General features: G+C 28.9%; 15 protein-coding genes and 2 CRISPR repeat arrays. All 15 genes read right to left on the reverse strand.

The window, feature by feature from the left end:
* Nucleotides 1-130: 130 nt before the first annotated feature.
* The 15 genes from ACTG44_RS13070 to ACTG44_RS13140 all read right to left on the reverse strand — a co-directional run bounded on the left by ACTG44_RS13070 (nucleotide 131) and on the right by ACTG44_RS13140 (nucleotide 12,610).
* Nucleotides 131-313 (reverse strand): hypothetical protein, encoded by a 183-nt coding sequence (locus ACTG44_RS13070; RefSeq protein WP_479920570.1) that lies wholly within the window; start codon nucleotides 311-313, stop codon nucleotides 131-133.
* Nucleotides 313-606 (reverse strand): hypothetical protein, encoded by a 294-nt coding sequence (locus ACTG44_RS13075; RefSeq protein ID WP_479920571.1) that lies wholly within the window; start codon nucleotides 604-606, stop codon nucleotides 313-315. The genes ACTG44_RS13070 and ACTG44_RS13075 overlap by 1 nt, the downstream gene beginning before the upstream one ends.
* 14 nt (nucleotides 607-620) lie before the next feature.
* Entirely contained in the window at nucleotides 621-2,111 is a 1,491-nt protein-coding gene (locus ACTG44_RS13080; RefSeq protein ID WP_479920572.1) for a hypothetical protein, read from the reverse strand.
* A 16-nt stretch (nucleotides 2,112-2,127) separates the two neighbouring features.
* Entirely contained in the window at nucleotides 2,128-2,931 is an 804-nt protein-coding gene (locus tag ACTG44_RS13085) for a phage tail protein (RefSeq protein ID WP_479920573.1), read from the reverse strand.
* Nucleotides 2,924-3,571 carry a YmfQ family protein gene (locus ACTG44_RS13090; RefSeq protein ID WP_479920574.1) on the reverse strand — a complete coding sequence of 216 codons (648 nt, stop codon included), beginning with the start codon at nucleotides 3,569-3,571 and terminating at the stop codon, nucleotides 2,924-2,926. Before ACTG44_RS13090 ends, ACTG44_RS13085 begins: the two co-directional genes overlap by 8 nt.
* Nucleotides 3,568-4,698: a baseplate J/gp47 family protein gene (locus ACTG44_RS13095; protein ID WP_479920575.1), complete on the reverse strand. Its 1,131-nt coding sequence runs from the start codon at nucleotides 4,696-4,698 to the stop codon at nucleotides 3,568-3,570. The genes ACTG44_RS13090 and ACTG44_RS13095 overlap by 4 nt, the downstream gene beginning before the upstream one ends.
* Nucleotides 4,699-4,706: 8 nt before the next feature.
* Complete coding sequence (locus ACTG44_RS13100; protein ID WP_479920576.1) at nucleotides 4,707-5,165, reverse strand: DUF2634 domain-containing protein; 459 nt, start codon at nucleotides 5,163-5,165, stop codon at nucleotides 4,707-4,709.
* Complete coding sequence (locus tag ACTG44_RS13105; protein WP_479920577.1) at nucleotides 5,140-5,505, reverse strand: hypothetical protein; 366 nt, start codon at nucleotides 5,503-5,505, stop codon at nucleotides 5,140-5,142. The genes ACTG44_RS13100 and ACTG44_RS13105 overlap by 26 nt, the downstream gene beginning before the upstream one ends.
* Entirely contained in the window at nucleotides 5,498-6,460 is a 963-nt protein-coding gene (locus tag ACTG44_RS13110) for an XkdQ/YqbQ family protein (protein WP_479920578.1), read from the reverse strand. The genes ACTG44_RS13105 and ACTG44_RS13110 overlap by 8 nt, the downstream gene beginning before the upstream one ends.
* The gene (locus ACTG44_RS13115) at nucleotides 6,457-7,128 is read right to left on the reverse strand and encodes a LysM peptidoglycan-binding domain-containing protein (RefSeq protein WP_479920579.1); all 672 of its coding nucleotides are present in this window, start codon (nucleotides 7,126-7,128) and stop codon (nucleotides 6,457-6,459) included. Before ACTG44_RS13115 ends, ACTG44_RS13110 begins: the two co-directional genes overlap by 4 nt.
* A gap of 212 nt (nucleotides 7,129-7,340) precedes the next feature.
* A CRISPR array of direct repeats spans nucleotides 7,341-7,829; the repeat unit is 29 nt; unit sequence GTTTACACACTACATAGTCATTATAAAAC.
* A 345-nt stretch (nucleotides 7,830-8,174) separates the two neighbouring features.
* Nucleotides 8,175-9,380 carry an RNA-guided endonuclease TnpB family protein gene (locus ACTG44_RS13120; protein ID WP_479920580.1) on the reverse strand — a complete coding sequence of 402 codons (1,206 nt, stop codon included), beginning with the start codon at nucleotides 9,378-9,380 and terminating at the stop codon, nucleotides 8,175-8,177.
* A 94-nt stretch (nucleotides 9,381-9,474) separates the two neighbouring features.
* Nucleotides 9,475-9,633 carry a hypothetical protein gene (locus ACTG44_RS13125; protein ID WP_227860895.1) on the reverse strand — a complete coding sequence of 53 codons (159 nt, stop codon included), beginning with the start codon at nucleotides 9,631-9,633 and terminating at the stop codon, nucleotides 9,475-9,477.
* Between the two features lie 54 nt (nucleotides 9,634-9,687).
* On the reverse strand, nucleotides 9,688-10,509 hold the full coding sequence (locus ACTG44_RS13130) for a BRO-N domain-containing protein (RefSeq protein ID WP_479920581.1): 822 nt from the start codon (nucleotides 10,507-10,509) through the stop codon (nucleotides 9,688-9,690).
* A 118-nt stretch (nucleotides 10,510-10,627) separates the two neighbouring features.
* The gene (locus ACTG44_RS13135) at nucleotides 10,628-10,816 is read right to left on the reverse strand and encodes a hypothetical protein (protein ID WP_054276387.1); all 189 of its coding nucleotides are present in this window, start codon (nucleotides 10,814-10,816) and stop codon (nucleotides 10,628-10,630) included.
* 219 nt (nucleotides 10,817-11,035) lie between these two features.
* A CRISPR array of direct repeats spans nucleotides 11,036-11,526; the repeat unit is 29 nt; unit sequence CTTTACATACCACATAGTTAATATAAAAC.
* A gap of 544 nt (nucleotides 11,527-12,070) precedes the next feature.
* Complete coding sequence (locus ACTG44_RS13140) at nucleotides 12,071-12,610, reverse strand: SHOCT domain-containing protein (protein WP_479920582.1); 540 nt, start codon at nucleotides 12,608-12,610, stop codon at nucleotides 12,071-12,073.
* Nucleotides 12,611-12,676 lie beyond the last annotated feature (66 nt).

A 12,676-nucleotide genomic window follows, 5' to 3' on the forward strand; every position in this document is an offset into this window, starting at 1 on the left:
CCACCTCTTTCTTAATTTATGGTTTTATTGTACCTAATTTTAAAACCATAAACGTCTGCAAAGTGTAGATGAAGTGTGGGCAAAATGTAAATGAATTTATATATTTTTAGAAATAAAAAAGGAACATTCCTTATACTGTAGGTTCTGCTCCTTCTACTACTCCACTTTCTCTAATTATATAATCCTCTACCGCTTTTCTATACTCTGCATTAGTTACATCATCCAGTTTAAAAGGTCTGTTTTTTAAAGGATTTAATCCTTTGTTTAATATTCTTTCTGCTAATATTCTTACTACAATGTTATTTATATTCATTATAATAATCCTCCTACTTTTTCATTTTCATTTAATAAAATTTGATTTTCTAACTCTTGTATTCTCTTTTCTTCTTCACTCACATAGATTGGTATTTCTTCTAAAATTGGTTCTTTTGTTTCTATATTTATGCCTATAACTCTATTCCTTGTATAATCTATACTTCCATATTCAATATCTATATAATGCAATTCTGTTATTATATCATGTGGCAATACATCTCCACAGGACTCGCCTGTTTCAAAGATTGTTCTACCTGTTTGGTCATATATTATTCTGTTTGGAACATTCATGTTTTCTCCTCCTTTTAAATAAATTTAATAGCATACCATTTATAAGTATGTTTTTGAGTTGAATCAAAGCTATAAGCTGGAATCTGAACGCCAGTATTATTAAAATAGACATCCCCCTCTGAGTTACTATATAGCCATCCATTAGCATGAAAATACTCATCACCACTTTTTCTGATAAAAGATGTAACACTTGAAAAATCAACACCTCTTTGTGTGGCAACACCATTACAAGCGAAAAGGAAAAGTTTATAATTATTTTTATATTCAGCATCATAGTAATCAAAATCAGCAAAGAAAATATTAGGTTTAAAGCCTAAATTACTAACTTTAATCCAAGAACCAGGTTTAGTAACATTGTCGGTTAGATATGGATAAGCAATTTTAGTACTATCCGCAAAAGAAGTAACTGTACCACTAGCAACTTTATACTTAGTATTTAACTGTGTTATAGTATTATTGGCTTGTGTTAATTGATTCATCAAATCTTGTAAACTAGCGTCTCCACTATCAAAACCTCCCTTAATTTTTTCTGATAACTCAACAAGTGTATTATTTAAATTGGCTTCTATATTTTTAAGTGCTAAAGTATTTATAATACTTGTTTTCCCATTTATAAACCCTTCTCCAATTTCTACTAATTTAGATGATATATCTTGTAAAGTTGAATCAGTTTGAAGTGGCATTATTTCTTTACTTATACTCAAAACGTTCTCAGCAGTTGCATTCTCTGCGTCTGTAGCTACTATTTTAAGTGTGTGTATTGCATTGTCTGTAAGTTCATAGTTTATTGTTTTTTCTGTTGTTAAATCTGTTGTTATTGTTTCTTTTAATACATCATCTATAAATACTTCTATTTTGCTTAAATTATTATCTGCGTCTATTGCTGTAAATATTGCAGTAGTTGAGTTATAAGCGGATATATTCAATTTTGGTTTAGTGTTGCCTTTTGTGAATGTAACAGTTTTATCTAACATTTTACCACCAGCAACAGTGCCAAGCTCAATAGTTATATTATTTACAGAATTAAATACTAAATTAGATAAATGTTCATCAGTTAAATCTATAGTGTAATTAGAATCTACTGTATTATTTTTTTCACTTATTACAACATCATTTAATTTTACAGTTATTTTAAAACTAACATCAGGATTGCTATCATAAATATTATATTTTATACTGCAAGCATCGCCAATTACACCTAAATCATTATTTATGGATATAGATGGATTTGGCACAACTTGAACGGTAGTGTATTGATACATATTATAAGTATCAGTTACAACTTTATTGTTGTTTATATAACGATAAACTTCATATGCCATAATCCTAAATTCTTTAGTTTCAGTTATAGAAATAGATTTATATTTACTTAAATTAAAACTACCATAATAAGTAAGAAAATAAGGACTCCCTTCTTCATAAGCACAAGTAGCCACGTGAATATCACCTTCGGAATAATAGCCTTTTCTTCTTCTAACAGTTCTATAAACATCAAAAATTCCCATTTAATCACCTTCCTTTCTACATTGGTATTAAATTATTATTTATACTAGATATAATACTACTTCTATTACCTTTTACTTCTTGCATCACTTCTTTTAATGCTCCTTCAACATTATCACTTTCAAATAAGTTATCTGTATCTTTTATAGTTGTTTTCTCTGCTGTTGTTTCTATACTATCTACACTAGTTTTTACCTCATTCAATGCACTAACTATATTTGTTTTCTCTGTTGTTTCAAGTAGTGTTGTATCACCTATTCTAGTGTTTAACTCTGTCTTAGTAGTTTCTATGTTGCTTGTTAACTCTGTTTTAGTTGTATCTATTTTAGTGTCTAACTTATTGATATTTGTTAATATTTTTTCTTCATCTTTTTTAGTTAAAAATATCGCAGTTGGGTCAACAACTAAGGTCACTTTCTCTACATTAGATACCTCTATAATAAATTTTAAATACAAATCTTTCATAGCCCCATTGCCAACTTTTGGCTTATATGTTTCAGGACTTTTACAAATTGCAATCATATCTCCTTCATTATCTATGAGAGCCATTTCTCTAACTGTAAATCCACCTATTGAACCAGGTACACATGCTGTTGCAATAATCCAATTAGGATTATTTTCATCCTTATCAAAAGCATTTATATTTCCTTCCCAAACTTTATTTTTTAATGCTGTTTGGTCTTCTGTTGGATTGTAATAGCTTCCTCCTGCATCACCTGCTTGAATCTTCTCTAGTACTACTGATTTACCTAACATTCCTGCGTTAGCAATCTTAGCTTTACCTATATTTGTAAGTATAGTGTAAAATTGTTCATCAGCCATTTATACCACCTCCTTTTGGATATACTGTCAATATTTCTGAACTCATGTTATGGGCTAATGCAAACTTAGCTTTTACATTAGCTTTTACTTCTTTACTTGAATAAGGATATACTGTTATTTCTTCACTCATAATTGTTGTTTGTGCAAAATAAGTTTTACTTTTTAATAAAGATACTAACTTATAACTTACAGATAAATGAGAAGGTTTTATAACATTTACTCTCTTATATAAATCTTCTAAATCTCTAGGAAAACCTTGAGTACTAGTTAGCTCAACACCAAAAGTATATGGAGATATGTTTTCATTTATTTTTATATTTGCACCTGTATAAGATTGAAGTATCATTGACATTCTTTTAGGTGTCATAATATATTTGCTTTGGAGCTTAGCAATAACTTTTCTTCTTCTATCTTCTATATCTTCATCTATATTAGTAGATAAACCTACTCTATTTTCCCAAAATTCAAGTGCCCATGTAGCAGTTTGAGGAAATAATTGTAACTCTATTTCTTCATTCAATAACTCTAGATTATCAAATTCGCTTCCTATAGCCTCATATATAGAGTTCATAACTAAAGATTGTTCATAGATAGGAGATAATGTTAGAAGCATTTCTCTACCCTTTTTAGAAGTTATCACGCTATCACCTCATTGATTATCTCACCTATTCCAACAACTTGGTCATTTAAAATAATATTTGTTGTTCCATCATTTATTGTCAAGTTAGAAAAATCTTGTATTCCTTCATCTGCAAGCATCATAGAACCTGCTAGTGAATAAATTGCATTATAAGAAACAGTACCTCCAATATCTATTTTATCGAGGTATTTGTCTATTTTATTTTTTAAGATATTTAGCACAGTTTCTTGACTAAATCCATTTGAAAACACAAAACTAGCTTTTACATTAATTAGTAATGTTTGTGGAGTAGCTATAGTTACAATAGCACCTATAGGAGCTTTTCCGTCTCTATTCCCTGCTACGTTTAATGGATATATATATTCTTGAACTTCATCTATCAATTCTTGTGTTGCTGCTTTTCTATTTTTATCTAGTATTAATACTTTTACTGTCCCTGCTCCATTCCATTCGGGAACTACATAAGCATATCCAACTCCATCTACTTCTTTAGCCCATCTTATATAATCTGAACTAGCTCCACTAAGTCTGTCTTCTTGCTCTGCTACAAGAACTCTTTCTCTAAAATGTTCTTCGTCTTCTATATCTGTCCCACCTTTGAAATCTTCTTTATTAGTAACAGATTTAATCCCATTAATAGAACCTAATAAAACAGATATACTACCTTTAGATACATTTCCTATAGTTCCAGTTTCTCTGCATTCTGCTTTAATATCTACTGTTTCATTTTCTCCTATAGTTTTAGTTTCAAGAAGCTCAAACTCTATACTCTGCTTTTCATCAGTTGCAACAGTAGTTACTACAGTCCCTTTTGCAATGATAGTTCCTTGTACACCTGTAAATGTAACCATGCCAACCGATTTAGTTGGTTGATTTTTAAATACTCCTTTACATTCTCCCAACCATTCTAGGTATTCTCCATAGCTAGTTTGAGGAAATGCAATCTTTAGATTATTTTGTAGTCCTAATTGTTTTAACTGTGTGATTTCTTCTGCTATAGGTCTTGTTGCATCATAAATAAAGTCCCCTTCTAGTGTGCTCACATCTTGAAAGTTACTTAACATCCTTTCGTGTATTGCTTCCTCATCTTCTGTCAAAAATACTGGTATAGGTAGTTCTCTTTCCATATAATCACCTACCTTTTTATGTTTCCATCTATTGTTATATTTTCATCATCTATTGTTAGTACATCAAATTCATAATTAACAAGCCTACTATTTTCAAGCCAATTGAATATAAAATTACTCACTTCTTTTGTATATGGATGAACTAAAATAGTTTCTTTTATTAATCTAGATATTTCAAGTTCTTTAGCACTTTGAGATAGGTTACTAGCAATTAAGTCTTTTATTTCACTTCCATATACACTAGAATAAGCTGACCGTTTGTATCTAGGTGTTAATATAGCTTTTTGACACCATTGTTTATATGCTTGAACTTTATCACATCTTTTTAATGTTCCATCTGCATTTTTGACAAATTCACCTTTTATAAAATCAAATAAAAAAGACCCCTTTAGGTCCAGTTCATTTTCATTATTATTTTTTAATTCTACAGTTTCAAAAGTTTCATTTTGTGGAAATAGGTTTGGCATTTACAACCCTCCCAATTACTACAAATTCAGTTCCCATAACGGCTACTAATACATTATCACCTATAGTCAATGGTTTCAACTCTTTTGGAGTTTCTATTTTATGTTTATGTCTATATTCTGCACCTAATATTTCATCTGAAAGAGTAAAATAATCTTCTTTTAATGTTAAATTCTCTAACACTAAATAGTCCTGTATTTCATCTTTATAACCATTTACTTTCAGACCATTTGTTGTTATTTCTGCAAGTGAACAACCCATTCCAAAGACTCCATCATTAACACTTTTATTCATTTTTTCTTTTAATATTCTAGCAACCCCATTAAATCTAGCATCAGTCATTTGTATAAAACTTCCTCCTTATATATTCTAAAGTCCCTATATTCAGCTTCATTTTCGGTATAGAATCTAGTGTATGAGTAACATCTATAACATAGTATTCTCTTCCTTTTAGAGATACCTTGTCACCTGCTCTTATTCTGTTTATGTCTACTACGCAATCTACACTTATTGTTTCCTCGCCCGAATTAAACATTGCTTCTGCTGCTTTCTTAGCTTCTTTTGCATTTTTTATCTTTTCGTCTTGTTTAATCTTTTGTAGTGTCCCATACTTATCTGAGTCCTTCTTATATGTGCCAATGATAGGTGCTTTTGTATTTTCATCTTTACTCTTACCTAGCACTTTTACACTTGTTACTGCATCATTAAAACTACTTGTAAAGTTTGCATCTTCTAATATACTATCTAATTTATATACATTTGCATTGGTACCAAGCTTAAATAATTTCAATTTATTATCCATTCTTACTCTAAATAAATCTCCACCCTTACTAGCGGTTTCTTTTAAGTCTTTTTTAATCATATCTAGTATGTTAGTCTTATGTATTACTTTAGCAAGTTTCTTCCCTGTGTTGGCTAAATTGTAGTAAGGTATATTCCATTGTTTGCAGTAGTACTCAATTCTCTGTGTTGCTGTATTTTCTTTAAAACTATATTGTTCTTCTGACTCTTCCATATAGACTGTTCTTTCTCTGCAAGACAATGTTAGTTTCTTACTCTTTTCACTTCTTCTAGTTTCCCATATGACTCCATCAAAGATTGTTTCTTCTTTTTTACTCTCATATGCAATGTCAATTAGAACTATTTTATCACCTTTTTTAATTCCTATATCTTGCAAAGTTTTAGATTCTATTAAGGATACATCCATTTTATATGCAACTCCATCTATAGCTTCTGAAAGAGTTATTCCTTCATTAAAATTTGCAATGTCATATTTATTATTTAGTATTATTTTCATTTGCTAGGTATCACCAACTTTTGTCCTTTTTTTATTACATTTGGATTTTTACCAATAACTTTTTTATTTTCGGGGATATTATAAATCTCTGGCCATCTTGAACCCTTACCTAAAAGATTTTTAGCTATCTTATATAATGTATCACTTGATTTAACAGTATATATTTTTGGAGTGGTTTTATTGTTAGGTCTATTGTCTTTTAAATCTGTTTTAGTATTACTTTTAGTTTCTTTTTTTAATGTCTCTATCTTCAATTCTCTATAAGTTCTAAATGTTATCTCAATGTCTCTATCTTCTTCTCTTCCTGCTGTTTGAGTATTGCTAAAACTAGATATTGTAACTAACCCATTGTAGCCAAAACCAGTCATTATAAGTCTTAGAGGTTCGCTTTGGTCTACCCATTTTTCAAGCATTGCAACTATTTCAATTGGATTTTTTAACTCACTGTATCTACAATAAGAAGCATCATATAAGTTTGGTAAGAATGTCTTGAATGATATTTCTCTTATCTTCTCTCCTTCTTTTTTAATGTCAAATTCACCTAGATTTACTATATCAACAGTTTCAAATCTTTTTTCTTTTTTTATAGATAAAGAATCTTGTGGATTAACAGGAAAATGGAAATCTATTTTTTCTTTTTCATTTTTTAGGTATATGTCTATTACCAAGTTATCACTTCCTTTCTAAAATATTTTTGAACATTACACCGCAGTTTTCTTACCATATATTCACCTTCTTTGATTTTTTGTATAAAAAAACACCTACTTTTTAAGTAAGTGTTATTTATAAACATTTATTTTTAATTACTATAAGATTTTTTGGATGCACGTAGTCATTATAAAACGGCTTAGCCTCGTGGTCGAGGAATACTGTTGTTTGAGTTTACACACTACATAGTCATTATAAAACCTACTTATAGATATTTTATAGAAGCTATCGACAAAAAGTTTACACACTACATAGTCATTATAAAACGCGTTGAGACATTAAATTTTTCTTGACATAAATATCGTTTACACACTACATAGTCATTATAAAACGGGTGTTTAAAGATGATTAGTTTAGAAACGCTTTGTAAGTTTACACACTACATAGTCATTATAAAACGTAGATTAACAAAAGACCCCGAACTTAAATATATTCCGTTTACACACTACATAGTCATTATAAAACATTAAAAGAACTACTATTAGAATTAATGAAAAAATAGTTTACACACTACATAGTCATTATAAAACCTTTTTGCTTTCACCTGCATTTTTTACTTTTACCTCGTTTACACACTACATAGTCATTATAAAACAAGTTGATGCAAAGACGAGTTCTATTATTTTAGACGAGTTTACACACTACATAGTCATTATAAAACCCTAAATAAAATACAGCAATTGCAATACTTTAATCTATGTAATTTACGAAATATTGCAGTGAGCGACCAGTAGTGTTTTTGATGTTTTAAAAATAATCGCTACACCATAGTAATTTCAACTGCTTAGAGTATGTAGATGTAAAAGTTCGCTCACTGCATTTTATATATAATAGTGTGCTTAGTTGCCATCATAAACTAAGGTTTTTTCGGCTTAGTGAGTGGTTATAGCACATATTTGGCATACTACCTTATGCGTTTTATCTATACCCTCACCCTTCGGATGCAAGATTTCTCTTGGAGATGTTACCATTTACACTAAATCACCCGTACATATATTCTTGTATTTTATTTTACAAATTTATCACTTTTTCCTATATTTCTAGCAGCATTATAATCTGCATTAGCTTCAAATCCACATTCCAAACATTTAAATTTAGCCTGTGTCTCCCTGTTTTCTTTGTCTACATGACCACATTCTGAACATGTTTGAGAAGTATAAGCAGGATTTACATATTTAACTTTTATCCCAGCTCTCTCTCCCTTATATTTTATCATTTCTTGAAGTTCATAATAAGACCAATTTCTAAGAAGTCTATCACCAAATCCATCTTTAGTTAACTTTTCTAAATGTATATACTCACATTTATTTTTTTTAGCAAATTCAACCACTCTTTTACTCAAGGCATGATTGTAGGTCTTAACCCAACTTTTTTCTTTTTCTCTTAATAATTCTAATCCCTTTAATTTATCTTTTCTGCCTTTACCACCATTTACATTTTTAAGTTGCTGTTGAAGCCTTCTTCTTCTTGACTGAAATTGTAGTCTTTGTTTCATAAATTCGTCTATAGTTCCCATTCCTTCTCGTACATATGAAACATCATTTAAAGCTACATAAATTGGAATGGCTATACCCATATCTACTCCACAAACTCTACCTTTTACTATTTCATCTACCTGCTTATATGGTATATCTATTGTAAGATTAAGTATTAACTTATTATTTTTGTCAAATTGTAATGAGCTTTGGCTTACTTTGTATTCTTTATTTAGAACTTTATTTAAAGTATGTATTAACTCAACTTTGTTTTTATCTTTTCTACCAATTAGAACTTTAAAAACTATTTTGTTTACCCACTTTATATAAAATTCCTTATCTTCTTCATAGAATTTCAAATCTCTACCCCTAGTCATCAAAGGAAAGTCTCTCTTGTAATTAGTGAAACCTCTTTCACCTTTAGCTAGACCATTTTTTAATGATGTAGAAAAATCCTTTTTAACTTTTTGGGTAATAGAACTTTTAGTATCAATACCTTTACCAAAGTTTATTTCATTGAATATCTCATGTGAGTTAGTTAAACTTTTCTGAGAATCTTTAAATAAGTCTGATTTTATATCTCTACCACTTGCTAAATATGCACTTGTTAATATTCCCATTGCTAGATTTAAACCTTGATATTGTGCATATTGACTATCTCTTATAAATTTATATTGCTCTTTTCTTTTTTCTTCTTCTCCAACTATAGTTAATTTTAGTTTTTTAACTGCAATCATAGCAACCATCCTTATTCTACAAGTTAACAATATTATACCATATTTTGGAAGATAAAGCACTTTTATGTACTTATAAGTGCTTTATCTATATTATTTACTTATTTTTCTCTAATTTTTTCTCAGAAAGTTTATATACTATACTTTCTATCTTATTATATATATCTATATCTGTTTCTCTTATTTTCAAAAGTTTAATTCTATATTCTTCTTTTCTCTTTTCAATATACATATTATCAAGTAAATTCTCACACATTGTATTAATCCCCCTCAAAACTAAACTAAAATAAATTATTTAATACAATAGAATTTACTCAATCTTATAAACCACATGGAAATTCTTCTTTTCACCCTGTATCTTAGCAGGTCTATTATTATCATCTATCCAACACTTAACCTTATCTATTACACTTTGTGTATACTTATTTACAGTACCAGTCCAACTTCCATTAGTCTCCCAAACTCCCTTAACTTCATTTTCTTCTAATTTTATCTTTTTAATAATCTCACAAACAGCCATCTGTGCTGGTTTATTACTCTTAGAATATATTTTCAGTTTAGATGCTATTTGCTTTGTATCAAAATAATGTTCTTCTTCATCTATCTCGATTGGTAAATCAATGCCTGCTTTCTTGTACAATGTCTTTGCTGTTAGTAACTTAGATTTATTGTCAAAGCCTGCATCATCTAGTAATTCTTTTAACATAGATGTACTATTATAAGCCAGTTGCAGTTTTTCAAGCTCACTTGCTTTTTCTCTCAACTTATCTGGGTCAGCATTGTTAGTTATGTATGCACCATGTTGTCGAATTTGAGGTAGTACTTCGTCACTCACCCAATCTTGAAATTTCTCTGCTTCTTCTTTCTGAGATTTAAATATTAACTTATATACTCCACTCTCAGTTAAAAACTTTTCACCTGCATTATTTAATTTTCGGATGTCCTTATCTAGGACAGCTGAATTTTTTAATAATACAGCTTGAGTATCATTCATTTTAGATAAATGATTTCTTATTGCACTATCACTTAATTCTAAGCATTTTCCACAATCATATGGATTAAATAAAACTTGCCCATTATATTCAAGTACTTCAACTTTCTTTTCTTCAAACATCATTAATTCATTTTTCATAATATTGCACTCCTTAAAATTGATTTTTTTCAAGGAATGACGTATACTATAGTTAGTGTATATAATATACGTCAATAAGGGATGTTCAATCTTTGGTCGGGGAGAACGTCCCTTATTTTTATTCCTCTTTTTCTAACTCTTCATTAATCTTTTCTTCAAGCCAAATAGTTTTAGTCTTGTTCTGTTTTTTTAAATGTTCTTCAATTTTTTCTACTTTCTCTTTATCTAATAGAACACTGAAAGTTTTCTTATTCTGTCGTCTTTGCTTGAAGTAATCTGCTCTACTGCTATCAGTAATAATTTTCACCTCTTTTCTGTATCGCGATAATATAATTATACATTGTATCGCGACACTTTTCAAGAGTTTTTACTAATTTTTTCTAATTATTTTACTCAACTGACCAATTTGAGCAAAACAAAAGCACCTACATATTTGTAAGTGCTTTCTTTTTTCTATTTAATTTTGAATCCACATAGTTAATATAAAATGAGTTTATGAATTAAAGTATAGTGTACAAGATTCAAACTTTACATACCACATAGTTAATATAAAACCTAAAGATATTTTACCTCTTGAATGGGAATTTCAAGGCTTTACATACCACATAGTTAATATAAAACGAAAAGATATACTGTTCAATCCTTTTCTGAATCTAACTTTACATACCACATAGTTAATATAAAACATTGCTACAAAGTTTTGTACCATATGAAAGAGAACAACTTTACATACCACATAGTTAATATAAAATCTTTATAGTAGTAGTTTTTATTCCTTTATCTTTCAACTTTACATGCCACTTAGTTAATATAAAATTTGGAAATGTAAGCCAAACTGCACATCATTTAATAAGCTTTACATACCACTTAGTTAATATAAAACCCCAGCATCGATGAGGAAGGAAATATAATTGTTCCACCCTTTACATACCACTTAGTTAATATAAAATTATTTTCCCCAGCTATAAGAGATTCGAGCCTTTTTACATTTACATACCACATAGTTAATATAAAACTTGCTAGTAATACTACTCCTGCTATAACAGCACCAACCTTTACATACCACTTAATATAAAATGATGTTGAAAAAGGTGTTGCAATATCTTCTATATTCTTTACATACCACATAGTTGATATAAAATCTGTTTTTTATATCCTTGATATTTTGCATTAGTATTTACATTCCACACAGTTAATATAAAACATCTAGAACAGGTACACCATATGCACCTACAATTGGCTTTACATACCACATAGTTAATATAAAACGGATTCTCTTAAAAAGAAACTTTCTACCAAAATAACCTTTACATACCACTTAGTTAATATAAAACAAAATACAGTAGATAAACTTTATATAACAGGTATGGGATTTACATTCCATATAGTTAATATAAAACATAAATTTGCAACTGTAGTCAAGTTGGTTACAGTTGAATTTACATACCACTTAGTTAATATAATTTCCTACCTATATTATATCATTTTTTACTACATAAAGCACCTGAAACAACAGAATATTCAAGTGCTCTGTATGTTTATGCTTTTTTATTTTCTCTTGTTATAAATTCAATAATTCTTTTTTCTTCTTATTAAATTCTTCTTCTGTTATTGCTCCCATGTCTAATAACTCTTTTAATCCTTTTACTTGTTGTATTGCATCATCATTATTTTCGACAGTTTTATCTAGCTTTGGATGTTCTTTTGGTATTCTTTTTATTATATTCTCAGTAAATTCTATTCTTTTTTTCTTACCAATCCACGCTTCTTCCAATAAAATATTTTTTATTTCATTATTTTCTACATACTCTATCTTAGTTAAAAATATAAGTTCTGATTTTGCATTCTTATCTACCCATGTTGTTAGAGCTGAAGCTAAATTTGTTTCTGTATATCTACTTATGCTATATAAATCAGAAAATCCTACAGAAAAAAAGGTTTCTTTTGCACTTGTAGCATTTTGAAATTCCAAACACTCACTTTTATCATTTATTATTAAATAAATAGAATTAAGAGAATTTCCTGTGAAGTTTTTAATGCCTTTTGGATTATAATAAATCTCTTTCATAATTTCTTCTTTATTCTTTTTAAATAGTCCCATATGAAAACCTCCTCATATAATTATAGTAAAATTATAACATCTATAAGGAGGCTTTTTTTAACAATA

This window comes from Clostridioides sp. LIBA-2809 (assembly GCF_056688965.1).

Coding starts and splice junctions, on each gene's coding strand:
- ACTG44_RS13095 (WP_479920575.1), bottom strand. CDS start 4,698: ATGGAAAGAGAACTACCTATACCAGTATTTTTGACAGAAGATGAGGAA.
- ACTG44_RS13125 (WP_227860895.1), bottom strand. CDS start 9,633: ATGTGTGAGAATTTACTTGATAATATGTATATTGAAAAGAGAAAAGAA.
- ACTG44_RS13100 (WP_479920576.1), bottom strand. CDS start 5,165: ATGCCAAACCTATTTCCACAAAATGAAACTTTTGAAACTGTAGAATTA.
- ACTG44_RS13110 (WP_479920578.1), bottom strand. CDS start 6,460: ATGAAAATAATACTAAATAATAAATATGACATTGCAAATTTTAATGAA.
- ACTG44_RS13130 (WP_479920581.1), bottom strand. CDS start 10,509: ATGAAAAATGAATTAATGATGTTTGAAGAAAAGAAAGTTGAAGTACTT.
- ACTG44_RS13120 (WP_479920580.1), bottom strand. CDS start 9,380: ATGATTGCAGTTAAAAAACTAAAATTAACTATAGTTGGAGAAGAAGAA.
- ACTG44_RS13085 (WP_479920573.1), bottom strand. CDS start 2,931: ATGGCTGATGAACAATTTTACACTATACTTACAAATATAGGTAAAGCT.
- ACTG44_RS13080 (WP_479920572.1), bottom strand. CDS start 2,111: ATGGGAATTTTTGATGTTTATAGAACTGTTAGAAGAAGAAAAGGCTAT.
- ACTG44_RS13070 (WP_479920570.1), bottom strand. CDS start 313: ATGAATATAAATAACATTGTAGTAAGAATATTAGCAGAAAGAATATTA.
- ACTG44_RS13075 (WP_479920571.1), bottom strand. CDS start 606: ATGAATGTTCCAAACAGAATAATATATGACCAAACAGGTAGAACAATC.
- ACTG44_RS13105 (WP_479920577.1), bottom strand. CDS start 5,505: ATGACTGATGCTAGATTTAATGGGGTTGCTAGAATATTAAAAGAAAAA.
- ACTG44_RS13140 (WP_479920582.1), bottom strand. CDS start 12,610: ATGGGACTATTTAAAAAGAATAAAGAAGAAATTATGAAAGAGATTTAT.